The following is an 18,876-nucleotide window of genomic DNA, read 5'->3' as shown; positions in this document are numbered from 1 at the left end:
ATTAAAAAAAGTGCTGAAAGAAAATCTCTATGAGATTTTTCCATCAACACCAAATATTATACAACCGAAATATAGGGATGCGGCATATGTCGCATCCTTATTTTATTAGTAAAAACTCACTATGACTAGAAGCGGTTGATAGGGTGTAGGAAGCGGAGTTTTGAACAAGTGGATTACAAGTTGAAAAAGATGAAAACGAAGCTAGCTCGCAAGAATAGGTATGGAATAGTGTAAAGGCTAGTCATAATCAAAAAGAGAAGTGAGAAAAACCTCCTAACTAAAACATTAATGAGATTTGTTTGTCAGCTTAAATCATAAGGAGAAGATCGGATAAGTTATCTTATTCATTCAGAAATATTTGAATTTCTAAAGAATAGTACCTTGGCTATTTTTATTTACTGGTGGCATGTAGAGGTTTGGAATCTCAATCAGATGTTCGTTTGGCCTGATTTAATCGGAATTTTAAACGAAAAAAAGAAGCAACTCAACATCCGTTAAGATGTCGAGTTACTTCTTTTGTTTTAACCTTTTACAGAACCTGATGTAACACCTTCTACATAGAAGCGTTGCATAATAATGAATAAGATGGTAATTGGAATGGCGATAAGCACACAACCAGCAGTAAAGGCCATAAATAATGAGTTTGAGGTAGTTCGAGTCATCATTGTAAACAAGCCAATTGCAACGGTGTAATTATCGATTTTATCACCCATAATAATTTTAGCAAAGATGAAATCCATCCAAGGAGCCATGAAGGCCATCAAAGAAGTATAAACAATCATTGGTTTTGATAAAGGTAAGGTAATCTTCGTGAAAATTTGCCATTTATTGGCGCCATCAATCATAGCAGATTCATCTAGAGCCATTGGAATCGTATCGAAGAATCCTTTTGCGACGTAGAAACCTAATGCAGCACCAGATGAGTAAACTAAAATTAAAGCAAAAAGTGTTTCAGTTAAGTTTAAAGCTTTTAAAATATAGTAGATTGCAATCATACTCATGAAACCTGGGAACATATTTAAAACTAAAGCCACTTTTAAGAAAGGTTTTCTAAGTTTAAAACGTAAGCGTGATAGAGCATACGCCATCGCAATTGTTATAAATGTCGATAAGATACAACTGATTACAGCGACAAATAAAGTGTTAAGGAACCAACGTACAAACGGGAAATTCCCTGTGGTGTTTAGTAATAAAATACGATAGTTTTCTAAAGTAAAACTTTTTGGGATTATATATGGAACAAAAGCGCCACCTTCTCCACGGAAACTCGTTAGGACAATCCAGGCAATTGGAAATAACCAAAGAATGGATAAAATAGTTAAACTTGTGTAAGACGAAGTTAACGTGAATCGTTGTTTGGCACGGTAACTTTGAATTTTTTTCTCTTTTGCCATCGATTACGCCTCCTTAAATGAATTAGTTCGTGTATAGGCAATTAAACTGAACGTAGCGGATAAGATAAAGATTAAAATACCAATGACTGACGCTAAGTTGTAATCCATGGTATTAACGGTTAAGTTGTAGAGCCACGTCACTAACAGATCGGTAGAACCAGCTCCGTAAAAGTCTGAGTTTGTTGGTCCGCCACCAGTTAAAAGGAAAATAACGTTAAAGTTATTGATGTTACCGATGAACTGCTGAATTAAAGCAGGTGTCATTACGAACAGGATTTGTGGGAACGTAATGTTTTTGAAAATTTGGAAAGCGTTCGCGCCATCAATTCTTGCTGCCTCAATTTGATCGGTTGGTAAGTTTTGAATAATACCTGTTGAAACGAGCATTGTTGCGGGAATTCCAATCCACATGTTGACGAAAATAACGGTGACTTTTGCCCAGTTTGGATCGGTTAGAAACGGAATCGCCGAATCAATCCAACCGAGGTTTAGGAGTGTTGAGTTAATCGGTCCAGCTCCATTTAGTAAGTTACGCATAATTAATAAAGAAATGAATTGAGGGACAGCTAACGTAATAACAAAAATTGTCCGCCAAACGCCTTTAAATTTCAAACCTTTTGTGTTAATCAATAAGGCTAACAATACACCGAAGAAGAAACATGTTACGGTAGCTAAAACAGCCCAAATCAGTGTCCAACCCAAAACAGGGAAGAATGTATCAGCCATCTTACCATTTAGGACGTTACCAAAGTTGGATAATCCAACCCAGGTGAATAAATTTTTTGGAGGTAAGTGATTGTGATCGTAGTTAGTGAAAGCAATCGAAATCATATAAAGTAATGGTAAAACAGTAAAGAAAAGCACGCCAAGCAATGGAATAGTCATTAAAGTAGCATGGAAACGTTCATTTAATAAGCTATTAAGATCGTCCATTGTTGAAGGAAGTTTCTTTTGTTGTTGTTTTAATTGGTAAATATTACGAGCACTTTTCAAGTTAATAACGTACAAGATGAGTATCACGACACAAAGTAAAATAGCAGCAATTCCGAATAATAATAAGAGCATAGAGTTGTCGCCTTCTTGTAACACTGGAATACCTAAACGGTCATCCATTACTAAACCTTGTTCTTTAGTTCCTAGAGTAGCTAGCACACCAAGTGCTGAAATACCATTTGTAATTAACCAAAATAGAAAAAGGACTTGTGAAGCAAGGAAGATGATTCCTTTTAACCATTGTTTATTGGCCAAATTTGCTGAACCCATGATGAAAAATGAAAGTTTTGTCGCAAGATCACCTTTTTTAAATAATTCAAGAAAAGAAAGATGATGCTCATTTTTCTTTCGTTTGAACATAATTGTTCAACTCACTTTCTTTTTAAATTAAAAAGGTGAGGCATTGCCAAACTGATGAATGCCTCACCTCATTTTTTATTCGCTTTCGCTGATTTTTGCAGTTTCGTTAACAAGTGCATCTAGTTTAGACATGAAGTCGTCTTCCTTAATGTTTCCTTTATATGCGTCGTTTAAAACGGCATCCATTGCAGGCCAGAATGAAACCATCTCAGGAATTTTTGGCATTACAACAGAGTGAGTTGTTTGTGACATTTCCATAACTGCTTTAGCAACTTCATCTGATAAAACTGCTTCATTGCTTTGTAGTTTTTTGTTTGAAGGGATAACGCCCATTTTTTCAAATTCAACTAATTGAGAACTTTCGTTAGATAAGAAGTTTGCTAATGCCATTGCAGCAAGTGGAGCTTCTGTTTGTTGGTTAACTGCAAATAATTTAACACCTAAGAAAGCTTTCATCTGAACTTCACCATTACCAAAGTCAATCGTTGGATAAGCAGCAACACCCATGTCGTCGCCAAGAGCTTTTGCTACGTCATTTTTAGACCAAGGGCCAGATAAGAAGGCGTCTGTGACACCAGATTCTAGGTTTGAAAGAGCTTCAGCATTGGATTGGATAACACCAGGATTACTCTTTTGAGCTGCGAACCATTTTAAGACTTCGACACCGGCTTCACTATTGAAGTCAGTTCCGTTTGGATCTTCACCAGTTTCACCATATAAGTGTAAATCGTTACTCATGAATAATGGACCAAATGTGTAGTTGGCACCAGCCTCAGCAAAGTTTGTTCCAATTTTTCCTTTTTCAGTTAATGTTTTCCATGATTTAATATCATCTTCTGAAAGTTTTGCTTTGTTATAGTAAAGAATTTGTGATTCAACACCGTATGGGTAGCCGTATAATTCGCCACCCCAAGTCGCGCCTTCAATTGCGGAATCAACGTTATTTGCTTTTACTTCATCCGCATATTTTGTATTTGGATAGATTAAACCTGATTCAGCCATTTGTCCTAATTGATCATGAGGCATCATGAACACGTCAGCTGCTGCTTTAGGGTCTTTTGCCACATCTTTTTTAGCATCAGCAGAACTACCCGCTGCAATTTCAACGTCGACATCTGGAAACTCTTTTTCAAAATCAGCAACAATGCCTTTGAATGTTTCAGTATGTTCTGTATCGATCCAAACTTTAACTTTACCTTCTACCTTAACTTCTTCTGTTGCGTCCGATCCAACAGAGCTGTCTTTCGGTGTGTCTTTACTGTCGCCGCCCGCGCATGCTGCTAGCAAGACTGCCGACGCGCTAAGAATTAAACCGCTTGTTAAATATTTTTTCCAATTACCTTTCATTTCGAATCCCTCCGTTAATGTTGATATTAATTTACAAGATTATTATGCAACCGATTGCAGAATAAGTCAAGTTCTTTTAGCAATCTTTTTAAAAATTGGTTAAAAAGAATGGTTTTGAGAAAGGTAACAAAAGATTTCTTTACTCTACCATAAAGGTCGTGATGGAGAACGGAAATCCCAATATATAAGGAAGTATTAAAAAAATATTAATATATGGCTTGATAATTAGGTATATCTAACTTTGATTATTCGTTAATAAAAAAGTTTTATTAAGAGTAAGGGAGCATAGGTTTTTAAATAACGAACTGTTTGAGACTTAATGTTTTCCCAATGATAATTTGATAGCAATTAATGCAATCGGTTGCTTTAATTGTTGATAAAAAATTCGGTCTGTGTCATACTAGGAAAAAATGAGTTTAAAGGAGCAATTAACTATGAATACAGCAGCAATTTATCATCGTCCAGAAAGTGAATTTGCCTATTTGTATGATGCAGAAACGATGCATATTCGTTTACGTACAGCCAAAGGCGATATTAAAAAGGTTCAATTAGTGAGTGCCGATCCGTATTTAATCGGAGAACAATGGAATGAAAATCCCGTACCAATGCTTAAAATTTTATCAACAGACCTATACGATTATTGGTTTGTAGCAGTGACTTCAGATACAAAACGTTTATCTTATGGCTTTACAGTTGAAGGTGAGGATGGTTTATCTGCTTTTTATGGTGACCATGGTATTTATCCGTTAGAAGATAAATATTTAGCAATGCCTAATAATTATTTCCGTATGCCATATTTCCAAGAAGTCGATCGTTTTAAATCACCAGAATGGGTCAAAGAAACGGTTTGGTATCAAATCTTTCCAGAACGTTTTGCTAATGGCGATCAATCAAATGATCCAAAAGGGACGTTACCTTGGGGAAGTAAAGATCCAGACCGTCAAGATTTCTTTGGTGGGGATTTACAAGGGGTTCTAGACAATCTTGATTATTTAGAAGATTTAGGAATTAATGGCCTGTATTTCTGTCCGATTTTTGAAGCTGGTTCAAACCATAAATATGATACGATTGATTATTTAAAAATTGATCCAGACTTTGGTGATGGAGCATTGTTTAAAAAATTAGTCGAAGAATGCCATGCGCGTGGCATTAAAATCATGCTTGATGCTGTCTTTAATCATATGGGAGATGTATCACCACAGTGGCAAGATGTGATTAAAAATGGTGAGAACTCGAAATATGCCGATTGGTTTCACGTTCGTGAATTCCCAGTGACTTATACAGAAGGTAAAGATTTCGAAAATGCAACGGAAATTACTTATGATGTTTTTGCTTTTACACCGCATATGCCAAAATTAAATACAGCGAATCCAGAAGTTCAAGAATACTTGTTGAACATTGCTAAATATTGGATTGAAGAATACGATATCGATGCCTGGCGCTTAGACGTTGCAAATGAAGTCGATCATTCATTCTGGAAAAAATTCCGTCAAGTTTGTGATGAGACAAAAGATGATTTCTATATATTAGGTGAAATTTGGCATTCTTCGCAACGCTGGTTACAAGGCGATGAGTTCCATGCGGTTATGAACTATGCGTATACAGATGCAATTTTAGGTTATTTTGTTAAAGACGAAATCGGAATGGAAAAAATGGTTTCAGAAATTAATAGCCAACTAATGCTTTATCCTGACCAAACGAACCAAATGCAATTTAACGTACTTGATTCACACGATACAGCGCGTCTATTAACGGAAACAAAAGAAGACAAAGATTTGATGAAACAAGTCATGGCCTTTACTTACGTACAACCAGGCGTTCCTTGTTTGTATTATGGTGATGAAATTGGTATGACTGGTGCAAATGATCCAGATTGCCGCAAATGCATGGTTTGGGAAGAAGAAAAACAAGACCGTGAGTTACACCAGTTTGTGAAAGACTTGATTGCACTTCGTCGTAACGAAGCAAAAACATTATCAGAAGGTAGCGTTCATTGGTTAGCAACAGAGACTGCTTCGGGGACAATTATTTTTGAACGGACATTGAATAATCGTACGATTCGTGGGATTTTCAATACTGGTATGGAAGCAATAACAACAGAACTAATTGGTGATAACGTGTTATCAAATGGCGTAACTTCAAAAAACAATGCAATAACAATTGAACCAAAAGGTTTTATCATTACTGTAAAATAACAAAAAAGAAACGGTTGGTATTTAACCAACCGTTTCTTTTTTGAATAACTTGCACGCTGAGAAGAATCTTCCCCAAAATTCTTCTTACCTCTATTATAGCGATATTTTGTCTTTTTCTCAAACAATAGCAACTAAGTGGTGTAACGATAATAAAACCACTTAAAATTTTGAGGAAATCCAAAAGAACGTCATAGAAAGTGTGTAGAGAAAATTTTTCCTAGTATTTTTTATTAATTATGATAGAATGATTAAAAACTGTTTAGAGATAAGGGAGTTGCTGAAGAATGAGTAAAAGTTATACAATCGCGGTTGCGGGTGCAACAGGGGCAGTTGGAACGAAAATTGTTGAGTTATTAGAGGGTGCGAATTTGCCAATTACAAAAGTGAAAGCATTAGCTTCTAAGCGTTCAGTTGGTAAAACAATTCCTTTTAAAAATACAGAGATCATAGTCGAAGAATTAACTGCGGATGCTTTTTCGGGCGTTGATATTGCCATTTTTAGCGCAGGAGGCAGCCTTTCTGAAAAATTTGCACCAGAGGCCGTCAAACATGGGGCGGTTGTCATCGATAACACAAGTCACTTCCGTATGGATGAAAATGTACCATTAGTTGTTCCAGAAGTTAATCCTGAAAGTTTACGAGAGCACCAAGGAATCATTGCGAATCCGAATTGTTCAACGATTCAAATGATGGTTGCTTTAGAGCCAATCCGTCAAGCTTTTGGATTAGAAAAAATTATCGTTTCAACTTATCAAGCGGTATCAGGTTCAGGTGCGAGAGGAATTGCAGAACTTGAAAATCAAGTCAAAGAATACATTGACGGCACACCTTTAAAAGAATTAACTGCAGAAATTTTACCAGCTGGCGGCGATAAAAAACATTATCCGATCGCTTTTAATGCGTTACCACAAATCGATGTTTTCGGTGAGGATGGTTACACATTAGAAGAGTGGAAAATGATGAACGAAACGAAAAAAATCATGAGCGATGACTCGATTAAAGTTGCGGCAACTTGCGTGCGTATTCCGGTCGTAAGTGGACATTCAGAATCTATTTACATTGAAGTTGAAAAAGAGACAAGCGTGAAAGAATTACAAGAACTATTAGCACAAGCACCAGGCGTTGTTTTACAAGACGATCCGAGCCAACAATTATATCCCCAAGCCATAAACAGCATCGATGACAAAGCAACATTTGTCGGTAGAATTCGTCGCGATTTAGATAATCCAAAAGGCTTCCATTTATGGGTTGTTTCAGATAACTTATTAAAAGGCGCCGCTTGGAATTCCATCCAAATCGCCGAAAAAATGCACGAACTAGAATTGCTATAAAAGAGGCTATAAAAAAAGCGTTCAGCGACAAGAGATAAGGAGTCAGCAGAAAAAATCGTCCTTTGATTTTCTTCGGGTGACTCCTTATCTCCGCAGTCGTTGCTTTTATTATGCCGTTTCATAAAAGAGGCTATTTTTAGAGCGTTTAACATTGAGAAATAAGAAAAAGTCTGAAAAAATGGGCCTTTCATTTTATTCAGACAATCTTATTTCCGAAATGTTGCTCCCAAAATGCCGTTTCATAAAAGAGGCTATTTTTAGAGCGTTTAACATTGAGAAATAAGAAAAAGTCTGAAAAAATGGGCCTTTCATTTTATTCAGACAATCTTATTTCCGAAATGTTGCTCCAAAAATGCCGTTTCGAATAAGAGGCTATTTTTGGAGTCTTTATTAAAAATATTTTCTTCAAATCAAACGATAGGATAACTTATTAGTATAAGTTCTACCTATCGTTTTTTTGTTATTTGATTATTCGATTGCAAAGTATGGACTATCAAATGAATTGAGTAGAAAAATACATAAGCTCCAAAAATATTTTTAAATTTTGAGAATTAAATGTAAAATCACAATTCTTATTGTTCGTTCTTCTTAACGTTTTTTATGCTTTTGCAAGCGGAGTCCGTACTTTTTGACCGTTTTCGTGTATAATAAACTGGATGGGATTTTTTTTGTAAGAGAAAATAAATAACCAATAAAAAATGTGAGAGGTGAACAATTTGAGTTCAATTAAAATTATTCCACTAAGCGGTGTGCGTGAGAACGGAAAAAATTTATACATCGCTGAAGTGAACGAGGATATCTTTGTACTAGATTGTGGTCTAAGATATCCAGAAAATGAATTGCTTGGAATTGATACAGTTATTCCTGATTTTACGTATTTAGAAGAAAATGCGGATCGTGTGGTAGGGGTGTTTTTAACCCATGGGCATGCCGATGCAATTGGTGCTTTACCTTATTTGCTTGAAAAATTTGAGGTTCCTGTTTTCGGGACAGAGCTAACAATTGAATTAGCAAAATTAGCGGTTCAACGTTATGAACCAACAAAAAAATTCAAAGAGTTTCATATTATTGATACAAGATCAGAAATTGATTTTGGTTCCGGTGTCGTTAGCTTTTTCCCAACAACACACTCGATTCCAGATTCAGTCGGTATTTGTTTAGCAACACCAGAAGGCAACATTGTTTATACAGGTGACTTTAAGTTTGACCAAACGGCGATTCCAATGTACCAAACAGATTACGCACGTTTAGCTGAAATTGGTCGTCAAGGAGTCCTAGCGTTATTAAGTACATCAAGTAATGCTGAAAATCCCGCTCCTGTTGCTTCAGAGCTGCAAATCGCTGATGAAGTTTACGACAATATTCGCTACTGGGAAGGTCGCATTATCGCGGCTTGTGTGGCGAGTAACCTTCAACGTGTGCAACAAATTTTAAATGCAGCACATCGTTCAAATCGTAAAGTGGTGTTAACAGGTCAAGATTTTAGTCGTATTATTAAAACGGCAATGAAATTAGGCAAGTTAACGTTACCTTCAGATGATTTACTCGTGACATTGAAAGAAATGAAAAACTATTCAGATGAAGAGATTCTGATTTTAGAAACAGGCCGTATGGGTGAGCCGATTAAGTCATTACAAAAAATGGCAAATGGCACACACCGGACGCTTCGTATTAAAGAAGGCGATTTAGCTTATATCGCAACAACACCGACTTTAGCGATGGAAACAGTCATGGCTAAGACGGAAGATATTATTTACCGTAATGGTGGAATTGTGCGCACGATTTCGGATAACTATCGCGTTTCTGGTCATGCGGGTCAACAAGATTTACAATTATTAATGAATTTACTAAAACCGAAATACTTATTCCCAATTCAAGGTGAATACCGTCTGTTAGCTGCTCATGCGCAATTAGCGGAAGAAGTCGGAATTCCTAAGAAAAATATTTTCATTGCTGCTCGTGGAGATATTTATGAATTAATCAAAGGGGAATTAAAACAAGCCAGCTCCGTTCCAGCTGATAACGTGATGGTTGATGGAATTGGTGTCGGTGATATCGGAAATATCGTGTTAAAAGACCGTAAAGTCTTATCAGAGGATGGCGTTTTTGTAGCGGTTGTTACGATTAGTCGTCGTGAAAAACGCATTATTTCAAAACCGCAAATTACAACACGCGGCTTTGTTTATGTGAAAGCCAATCGTGATTTATTACGTGAAGGTAGTGAAATGGTCGAGCAAATCGTCGAAAAACATTTGCAAGACGATGATTTCGAATGGGCAAAATTAAAACAAGATATTCGTGATCAATTGAGTCGTTTCTTATTTGACCATACCAAACGTCGTCCCGTTATTTTGCCGGTTATCATGGAAGGCAGCCAACGAAACCGTCGCCGTTCATAAACGGATATTGTGTGAAAATATGAAGAGTGTTACAATGGGTCCGAAATCAAAATTAAAGGAGTCGTCAAAAAATGAACGTTATTCGTGTAAAAGATGCCACTGAGGGCGGAAAAAAAGCTTTTGAATTAATTCAAGAAGGATTAAATGATGGAGCAAAAGTTTTTGGTTTAGCTACAGGTAGCACACCTGAAACGTTATATAAAGAAATGGTTGATAGTGACCTTGATTTTACAGAATGCACTTCAGTAAACTTAGATGAGTATGTTGGATTAAGCGGCGACAACGATCAAAGCTACCGTTACTTCATGAATAAACACTTATTTAATCAAAAACCATTTAAAGCAACTTACGTACCAAACGGTAAAGCAGAAGATTTAGAAGCTGAATGTGCGAAGTACGAAGAAATTATTGCGAACAACCCAATTGATATCCAAATTTTAGGTATCGGCGAAAATGCTCATATTGGATTTAATGAGCCTGGGACACCGTTTGATGCGCCAACTCAAGTGGTTCAATTAACAGAATCAACAATCAATGCCAACAAACGTAACTTTGAAAAAGTTGAAGATGTACCAACAACAGCAATTTCAATGGGAATTGGTTCAATCATGAAAGGTAAAAAAATCATTTTAATGGCCTTTGGTGAAGCAAAAGCAGAAGCAATTGCAAACACAATTAACGGTCCGTTAACAACAGATGTGCCTTCAAGTATTTTAAAAAATCATGATGACGTAACCATTATCATTGACGAAGCAGCAGCATGCAAATTATAAAATAAGAACATCCCGATTGAAAAATCGGGGTTTTTTATTATCTAAAGGCAAGTTTCGCTCAAATTGAAAAACACAAGGTCATAAATAAGCGAAACCATTAGTGTTATGAGAATCACGTGGACTTTTAGATTGTTTAAGTTAATGAGAAGGAACAAAAAGTTTAGGAAAGAAAAGCGTTCTTTTGCTACGACATAAAACGGCTCTCTCAGATCTGTGCCAGAGTAGCTTGGGAACAACAACCATTTTTCTTGAAAATTTTCATTGCTTTATATTTTAGTTGAATATGAGAAATAACGAATTTTTCATTTATCGAAATAAGCGTAAAAACGATAGAATAGCCGATAAAAGCATATTTTTTGTAAATAATCTTCGGATGATTATGGCAAAAAAATGAAAATATGATAAGATGAATAGTAAAGATTTTCATAGGAGGGTTTTCAATGAGCTTTAAGGAATTAAGTAAAAAAATTGATATTGATCTTGTAAAATCAATTTCAAAACTCAGCGATGAAGAAATGGCAATCAAGGCCAGTCGCGATGCAGAATTAAAAGCAATTATCGAGGGGAAAGATCAGCGATTCCTTTTAGTGGTAGGTCCTTGTTCAGCCGATAATGTTGAGGCAGTCTTAGCTTATGCCCATAAATTATCCGCACTGCAAGAAGCTGTGAAAGAGAAAGTCTTTATTGTTATGCGTGTCTATACGAATAAACCGCGTACGAATGGCGATGGTTATAAAGGCATGATGCATCAACAAGATGCCTCGCCGACTGGAGAGATTAATATTGTTCGAGGCATGGTTGCGGTACGTAAAATGCATAAACGCGTATTAGCAGAAACCGGTCTAACGACGGCTGACGAAATGCTCTATCCAGATAATTTAAAATTTGTCGATGACTTAGTTAGTTATCACGCTGTAGGTGCTCGCTCGGTTGAAAACCAACAACATCGCTTTGTTGCAAGTGGGCTTGATTTTCCAACAGGTTTGAAAAATCCAACAAGTGGTAATATCAATGTGATGTTCAATGCGATTTATGCCGCACAACAAAAGCAAGAATTGATGTATAACGGGGTTGAAGTTGAAACAAGTTCGAACCCATGGGCACATGTTATTTTACGTGGTGGTTTAACGGAAACAGGGGAAGCTGTGCCGAACTATCATTATGAAGACCTTGTGAAAGTCATGAATGCCTATAAAAAGAATCAGTTAAAAAATCCGTTTATCATGGTGGACACGAATCATGACAATTCAGGGAAAAAATATCAAGACCAAGTGCGAATCGTTCAAGAAGTTTTAACGAATCGTACATGGAATGAAGAGTTAAAACACTATGTTCGCGGCTTTATGATTGAAAGTTATTTAGAAGATGGACGTCAAGAACCCGGTGGCGAAGTTTTTGGGCAATCAATTACCGATCCGTGTTTAGGATGGGATGAAACCGAAAAGCTTGTTCATTATATTGCTGAAAATGTCTAAAACAAAGATTCATGACAATTAGAGGATGCGGCTTATGTCACAGCTCCTCTAATTTTTTTAAAACGCTATTGATTATTCTTGACAACCAAAAAAAATCTGCTAGAATTATCCAATGTTAACATATTTATTTCATGTGACTAGATCGTACTAGGCATGGAAAACCTAAAACGAGGGCGGATTCTACCCATTTTTAGGTTTTCCATGCCTAGTTTTTTGTTGGCCGCAAAAGAAGATTAGTGAGTGAAATAGACTTTCTCGAGAAAGGAAACAATAAAAATCAATGAAAATCAAAAAAATACTCAATCAAAATGCCGTCCTAGTCGAAGCAAATGGAGAAGAAAAGGTGGCGATTGGTAAGGGGATTGGTTTTAATAAAAAACGAAATGACACATTATTTACGCGTGAGATTGAACGTATTTTTGTCTTAGAAGCAGAGGGACAAATGAAGCTGCAATCGTTACTTAATCAAATTGATGAAAAATATTTATTTGCTGCTGAAAAGATTATCGATTATGCAGAAAATATCTTGATGGAAAAACTTAACGAGCATGTGCTGATAGCTTTAACCGATCACATCGCTTTTGCCGCTGAAAATTTAAAAAATGGTATTATTATCCGTAATAAATTATTGCCGGAGATTGAAGTTTTATATCCAGAAGAATTTCAGATTGCTCAATGGTCAGTTGGGTACTTAGTGCAAACGCTTGATGTACCGTATACTTATGACGAGGCAGGTTATATTGCAATTCATATTCACAGTGCGCGAGCAGGGGAACGCAGTAAGCATCAAAGCATCCGTGAGGTAACTATCGTTTCTGAAATCGTGCATTTAATCGAACAAGAATTATCAATTGATTTAAGAGACAAAAAGATGGCGCTCAATTATACGCGTTTAGTCAATCATTTGCGTTTATTATTACAACGCTACCATAATCAACAATATGCCGCATTGGATGATGAAATTGTCCAAATGGTGAAGTTGAAATATCCCGCAAGTTTTGAAATCGCTAAGAAAGTTCGTGTCTTACTTTTAAAAACTTACCAATTATCTACGACTACCGAAGAATTAGGCTACTTAGCCATCCATATCGAACGTTTGCGACTAGCTGGGCAAAAAGAAACGAGTCAAGAATAGTCGGAGGAATTACAGATGAAAGCATATATGCAACGTATGGGTCGCTCACTAATGCTACCCGTAGCTACCTTACCTGTCGCAGCCCTTTTTATGGGCATCGGTTACTGGATTGATCCAAGTGGCTGGGGTGGAAATAATGTCCTAGCAGCCTTCTTAATCAAAACAGGTAGTACAATTTTAGATAACTTAGGTGTTTTATTCGCAGTTGGTTTAGCGCTAGGGATGTCAAAAGACAAAGATGGATCAGCTGCTTTAGCTGGTTTAATTGCCTTTTTAACACCGATTACACTAGTTAGTACAGAAGCAGTAAAACTATTTACTGGACAAGAAACAGTCAACGTCGCATTTGATGCGATTAACTTCAAAAACGTTTTTGTTGGTATTTTAGCCGGTCTAATTGCCGCAGCAATGTATAACCGTTTTTCAAATGTTAAATTACCAATGGCATTATCTTTCTTTAGTGGAAAACGTGCCGTACCAATCGTTACAGCCGCAGTAATGGCAGCTATTTCAGCTATTTTAATCTTTGCTTGGCCACCAGTTTATACGGCATTAGTAAACTTTGGTGAAATGATTTCAGGCTTAGGCCCAATCGGAGCAGGTCTTTACGGCTTCTTTAACCGTTTATTAATCCCAACTGGTTTACACCACGCATTAAACAACGTATTCTGGTTTAACTTAGCAGGAATTGACGATATCGGTAAATTCTGGGCATCAGAAGGTGTTAAAGGCGTTACTGGTATGTACCAAGCTGGTTTCTTCCCAGTAATGATGTTTGGTTTACCAGCAGGAGCGTTCGCAATCTATCGCACAGCTCTTCCTGAACGTAAAAAAGAAATTGCATCATTAATGCTAGCAGCCGGTTTTGCTTCATTCTTTACGGGTGTAACAGAACCTTTAGAATTCTCATTCATGTTTGTTGCATGGCCATTATATGTTGTACATGCTGTTTTAACAGGTATTTCAATGTTTGTCGCTGCCTTCTTCCAATGGACAGCTGGATTTAACTTTAGTGCTGGTTTCGTTGATTTCTTCTTAAGTTTACGTGTACCAATCGCTAATAAACCATACATGTTAATCGTGATGGGATTAGTGATGGCTGTCGTTTACTACTTTACGTTTATGTTTGTTATTAAAAAATTCAACTTAATGACTCCAGGTCGCGAACCGTTAGTTGAAACAAATGAAGTTGAAGCTGTTGCTGAAGGTTCAAATAAATTTGCAACAATGGCAAGCCGCATTTATGACGCTTTAGGTGGTGCACAAAACGTAGTAACCGTTGATAACTGTACAACACGCTTACGTTTACAAGTAAAAGATACAGGTGTTGTTAACCAAGATAAAATCAAAGCAACCGGTGTTCCAGGATTAAAAGTGATCAATAAAGAAAATATTCAAGTGATTGTTGGAACAGAAGTGCAATTCGTAGCTGATGAAATGCACCGCCTACAAGGTCAACCAGTTCAAACAACAAAAGTTGCGGAAGCACCTGCCGAAACAAAATCAGCTATTGTTGAAAAAGAACAAGCGATTTATGCCGTAGCAGACGGTCAATTAGTTCCAATTACAGAAGTATCCGATGAAGTCTTTTCTTCAAAAATGATGGGTGACGGATTTGCCGTTATTCCAACAAAAGGCAAAATCTTTGCACCGATTTCAGGTAAAATTCTAAACATTTTCCCAACAAAACACGCATTAGGTATCCAAACAGCAAATGGCGTTGAGGTCCTATTACACATGGGAATCGACACTGTTAGCTTAAAAGGTGAACCTTTCACATTATTTGTTGAAGAAGGACAAGAAATTCGTCAAGGTCAATTAATTGCCGATGTTGATTTAAAAGCCATCACAGACGCTGGACGTAAAACAGACATGATTGTTGTCTTCACTAACCCAGACGCTGTTGAAAACTTAGAAATCCACCCAGGCACAGTAAAAGCCAACCAAGTAAGTGGAACATTAAGAGGTCGTTAAAAGAGTGCACAGCGACAAGAGATAAGCAGGCAGTAAAAAAAATCGCACTTTGATTTTAATTTAATGCCAACTTATCTCCGCAGTCGCTACTCTTATAACATAATTAAAAGATTTCTGAAGTCAGATATTCTATCTGATTTCAGAAGTCTTTTTTGTTTTATCTAGATTTTTACACGGAAATAAGCAGAGATCATCTCGATGATTAATGGTTATTTTTAATCAATCAAAATAACCAGTGAATTTAAAAAAATAATATTTTTGAGTAACTGTAACAATAACGTCTTATCCGAATAAATATCAAATATTTGTTTCTTTCTCAGAATCTGTTACAATATACTTGTCGAGCTGTACCTGTTTTTTGCAGCTAAAAAGGATAGAAACAATGGTATTGAACGTGCTGAGAACTATGACAGGTTTTTATAGACTGTCCCATTGCACAGAAAAAAGGAAAAATGAAAGAATAAAAGGGGAAGAGAAATGGCGACAAAACATGATATTATACTAGCGCATATCGAAAGTTTACCCGTAGGCGAGCGCATTTCTGTGCGTGGAATTGCGAAAGATTTAGATGTCAGTGAAGGTACGGCTTACCGAGCAATCAAAGATGCCGAAACAGAAGGACTAGTCTCAACGATTCAACGTGTCGGTACGATTCGGATTGAACGTAAATTAAAGAAACACATTGAAAAGTTAACATTTTCCGAAGTCGTAAGGATTATCGAAGGCGAAGTACTGGGTGGAGAACAGGGTCTTGAAAAAGATTTAAATAAATTCGTTATCGGTGCGATGAAAGTCAAAGATATGGAACGCTATATTACCCCCGGCTCACTTATGATTGTCGGGAACCGTGAAAACGTACAAACACTCGCTTTAAAGGCGGGGGCTGCCGTGTTAATTACCGGTGGTTTTCAAACAACGCCAGCGATTCAACAATTAGCTGATGAGTTAGAAATGCCAGTCATTTCATCGACGTACGATACGTTTACGGTCGCTACGTTGATTAACCGTGCCTTGAGTGATCAATTAATTAAGAAAGAAATTTTACTTGTCGGTGATATTTATATGCCGTTAGATAAAACACAATACTTAATGACGACAGATACGGTAAAAGATTATAAAATTCTTTCAGAAAAAACAGGGCACTCGCGTTTTCCGGTAGTGAATCGTAATATGCGTGTTCTTGGAATTATAACGGCCCGTGATATTTTAGAAAAAAATGATAGTCAAATATTAGAGCGAATTATGACCAAAGATCCACGCATGTCTAAAAAAGGCATGAGCGTTGCTTCGGTAAGCCATCAAATGATCTGGGAAGGTTTAGAAGTGATGCCAGTCGTGGCGGATGATTTATCGTTGTTAGGGATTGTAACGCGCCAAGATATTATGAAGGCGATGCAACTTGTTCAGCGTCAATCACAAGTTTCTGATACAATATCTGACCAAATTTCGGGGAACTTACAGCTGATTGATCATACCTTTGAAGGGGTAAAATTAGCTCAACCTGAATTTTCATTTGTGGTCACCCCACAAATGGTTAATGAGCTAGGCACGATTTCTTTTGGTGTCCTAAGCGAAATTATAGCTAATACAAGTAAACGTAGCTTACTTACGAATCAGCGTCGCAATACGTGGATTGAGCAAGTCAATTTACATTATTTCCGTTTGATTCAATTAGAAAGCGAAATTATTTTAAAACCAAAAATTTTAGAAGTTGGTCGTCGTTCAGCAAAACTTGATATCGAAGTATTTATTGAAAATTCAATCGTGGCAAAAGCAATTGTTGTTTGCCAAGTGATGGAACGACCATAGAAAGCAGAGGAAAAAATACATGAGTGAACGTACATTAGAGGAAATTAAACATGCAATTCAACAATATCAAACAATTATTATCCATCGTCATAAAAGCCCAGATCCAGATGCATTAGGCTCACAAGGGGGGCTAGCAGAATTATTACGTCAATCGTACCCAGAAAAAAAGATTTATCAAGTTGGTGAAGCGGTTGGAGGTCTTGATTTCTTAATTACAATGGATGAAATTCCAGATGAAGCGTATCAAGGTGCATTAGTAATTGTGACCGATACTGCAAATACCGCTAGAATTAGTGATAGTCGCTACACTTTAGGTGATAAATTAATCAAAATTGATCATCACCCAAATGATGAACCATATGGCGATATCGCATACGTTAACACGAAAGCAAGTAGCTGTAGTGAAATCATTGCGGATTTATGGCAATTTTTTGAGGATGAATGGACGTTAAGTGAAGAAGGGGCTCGATTATTATATGCAGGAATCGTTGGTGATACTGGCCGTTTCTTATTCTCAAATACTTCAGCTCATACGTTTAAAATTGCGGCAGATTTAAGACAATTTGATTTTGATGCTACTTACTTAAATCGTCAACTACAAGAAATGCCATTAAAAGTAGCCCGCTTATCCGGAATTGTCTACGAACAGTTAGAAGTAGATAAAAATGGTGCAGGAAAAGTTATTTTAACCCAGGAGTTATTAGCAGAATTAGGGATAAATGATTTGGAAACTTCACAAATTGTTTCCTTGCCAGGAGTCGTTGATGAATTAGTTGCCTGGGCAATTTTTGTTCAACAACCAAATGGCCACTTCCGTGTGAGAATGCGTTCAAAAGGTCCTGTTATTAATACAATTGCCAAAAAATACCGTGGTGGTGGACACCCGCTAGCCAGTGGTGCAAATGCCAAAGATATGGTAGAAGTCGAAGCAATTTACCAAGAGATTCAAGAAGTTTGTAAAAACTTTGTGAAATAATAAAACAGATTATATCACCAATGCCCATTGGATTGAACACTCGTTCATACAATGGGCATTAAATTTTACAAAACATCAATTATCTTTTATTATAAGGTTAAACGGTTACACGAAAAAGTTACTGAAAGGGGAAATTATCATGAGTGAGAAATCAAAAGAAAAAATTTTTGCCGAACGTCAAGACGATTACAAGCAAGAAAAAGAAGAAATTTTCCGTGAAGCAAGAGAAGTAGCAAAAGAGCAAAATATAATCGATGAAAAGCCTAAATATACTGGTAAACGCGTTTTTAGCTTCCGCAGAAACAAACCATAAAAGATAGTAAAAACCAATCAATTGACTGCGGTCATTTGATTGGTTTTTTTGAGGTGTCATTTTTTTTTCGATATTCACCTGGTGTCATATGATAGAACTTTTTAAAAGCTTGGCGGAATTGCTTCGAATCTGAAAAACCGACAGATTCGCTAATTTCATTTAATGTTAAAACGGTGCCTTTAATCAATCCGCTAGCGAGCGCACAGCGAATTTGTGCAATCAAAACAGAGACGGTCATTCTAAAATTTTGCTCAACTAATCCACTGACATGCTTGGTCGTCAGTGAAAGTGCTTTTGCAATAGTAGCGATTGTCAATTTCTGACGGTAATGTTCTTGAACCTCTCATGACTGAAGTCACGAGATTCTTAGGAACAGAACATACTTGCAAGCGTATTTCTTTA

General features: G+C 36.8%; 14 protein-coding genes. 10 read left to right on the top strand and 4 right to left on the bottom strand.

Annotation, left to right across the window (positions count from 1 at the left end):
• Nucleotides 1–521 precede the first annotated feature (521 nt).
• From ACFO3L_RS11410 to ACFO3L_RS11400, 3 genes are all read right to left on the bottom strand, one after another.
• Nucleotides 522–1,394 carry a sugar ABC transporter permease gene (locus ACFO3L_RS11410; protein WP_379967678.1) on the bottom strand — a complete coding sequence of 291 codons (873 nt, stop codon included), beginning with the start codon at nucleotides 1,392–1,394 and terminating at the stop codon, nucleotides 522–524.
• A gap of 3 nt (nucleotides 1,395–1,397) precedes the next feature.
• Nucleotides 1,398–2,747 carry a carbohydrate ABC transporter permease gene (locus tag ACFO3L_RS11405; RefSeq protein WP_379967675.1) on the bottom strand — a complete coding sequence of 450 codons (1,350 nt, stop codon included), beginning with the start codon at nucleotides 2,745–2,747 and terminating at the stop codon, nucleotides 1,398–1,400.
• Nucleotides 2,748–2,822: 75 nt separating this feature from the next.
• Complete coding sequence (locus ACFO3L_RS11400) at nucleotides 2,823–4,094, bottom strand: extracellular solute-binding protein (RefSeq protein WP_379967672.1); 1,272 nt, start codon at nucleotides 4,092–4,094, stop codon at nucleotides 2,823–2,825.
• A 434-nt stretch (nucleotides 4,095–4,528) separates the two neighbouring features.
• Here ACFO3L_RS11400 and ACFO3L_RS11395 point away from each other — a divergent pair, with 434 nt between their 5' ends.
• From ACFO3L_RS11395 to ACFO3L_RS11350, 10 genes are all read left to right on the top strand, one after another.
• Nucleotides 4,529–6,289, top strand: coding sequence for a glycoside hydrolase family 13 protein (locus tag ACFO3L_RS11395; protein WP_379967669.1), 1,761 nt, complete (start codon nucleotides 4,529–4,531; stop codon nucleotides 6,287–6,289).
• Between the two features lie 284 nt (nucleotides 6,290–6,573).
• Nucleotides 6,574–7,620: an aspartate-semialdehyde dehydrogenase gene (locus tag ACFO3L_RS11390; protein ID WP_379967665.1), complete on the top strand. Its 1,047-nt coding sequence runs from the start codon at nucleotides 6,574–6,576 to the stop codon at nucleotides 7,618–7,620.
• Nucleotides 7,621–8,336: 716 nt separating this feature from the next.
• Nucleotides 8,337–10,019, top strand: coding sequence for a ribonuclease J (locus ACFO3L_RS11385; RefSeq protein ID WP_379967662.1), 1,683 nt, complete (start codon nucleotides 8,337–8,339; stop codon nucleotides 10,017–10,019).
• Between the two features lie 71 nt (nucleotides 10,020–10,090).
• The gene (locus ACFO3L_RS11380) at nucleotides 10,091–10,792 is read left to right on the top strand and encodes a glucosamine-6-phosphate deaminase (RefSeq protein ID WP_379967659.1); all 702 of its coding nucleotides are present in this window, start codon (nucleotides 10,091–10,093) and stop codon (nucleotides 10,790–10,792) included.
• Between the two features lie 440 nt (nucleotides 10,793–11,232).
• Entirely contained in the window at nucleotides 11,233–12,267 is a 1,035-nt protein-coding gene (locus ACFO3L_RS11375; protein ID WP_379967656.1) for a 3-deoxy-7-phosphoheptulonate synthase, read from the top strand.
• 280 nt (nucleotides 12,268–12,547) lie between these two features.
• A complete protein-coding gene (locus tag ACFO3L_RS11370; RefSeq protein ID WP_379967653.1) occupies nucleotides 12,548–13,402 on the top strand; it encodes a PRD domain-containing protein in 855 nt (284 codons plus the stop codon).
• Between the two features lie 15 nt (nucleotides 13,403–13,417).
• Nucleotides 13,418–15,376, top strand: coding sequence for an N-acetylglucosamine-specific PTS transporter subunit IIBC (gene nagE / locus ACFO3L_RS11365; RefSeq protein WP_379967650.1), 1,959 nt, complete (start codon nucleotides 13,418–13,420; stop codon nucleotides 15,374–15,376).
• Nucleotides 15,377–15,853: 477 nt separating this feature from the next.
• Complete coding sequence (locus ACFO3L_RS11360) at nucleotides 15,854–17,185, top strand: DRTGG domain-containing protein (protein WP_379967647.1); 1,332 nt, start codon at nucleotides 15,854–15,856, stop codon at nucleotides 17,183–17,185.
• 19 nt (nucleotides 17,186–17,204) lie between these two features.
• Nucleotides 17,205–18,161: a DHH family phosphoesterase gene (locus ACFO3L_RS11355; protein WP_379967644.1), complete on the top strand. Its 957-nt coding sequence runs from the start codon at nucleotides 17,205–17,207 to the stop codon at nucleotides 18,159–18,161.
• Nucleotides 18,162–18,300: 139 nt separating this feature from the next.
• A complete protein-coding gene (locus tag ACFO3L_RS11350) occupies nucleotides 18,301–18,474 on the top strand; it encodes a hypothetical protein (protein WP_379967641.1) in 174 nt (57 codons plus the stop codon).
• A gap of 31 nt (nucleotides 18,475–18,505) precedes the next feature.
• Here ACFO3L_RS11350 and ACFO3L_RS11345 read toward each other — a convergent pair whose 3' ends face one another.
• Nucleotides 18,506–18,790: a helix-turn-helix domain-containing protein gene (locus tag ACFO3L_RS11345; protein ID WP_379967638.1), complete on the bottom strand. Its 285-nt coding sequence runs from the start codon at nucleotides 18,788–18,790 to the stop codon at nucleotides 18,506–18,508.
• Nucleotides 18,791–18,876: the final 86 nt, after the last annotated feature.

The sequence above is a fragment of the Enterococcus eurekensis genome, from assembly GCF_042654605.1.
Classification (GTDB): domain Bacteria; phylum Bacillota; class Bacilli; order Lactobacillales; family Enterococcaceae; genus Enterococcus_I; species Enterococcus_I eurekensis.
Note: the sequence above shows the minus strand (reverse complement) of the source record. Positions and strands in the feature narration are given on the sequence as shown.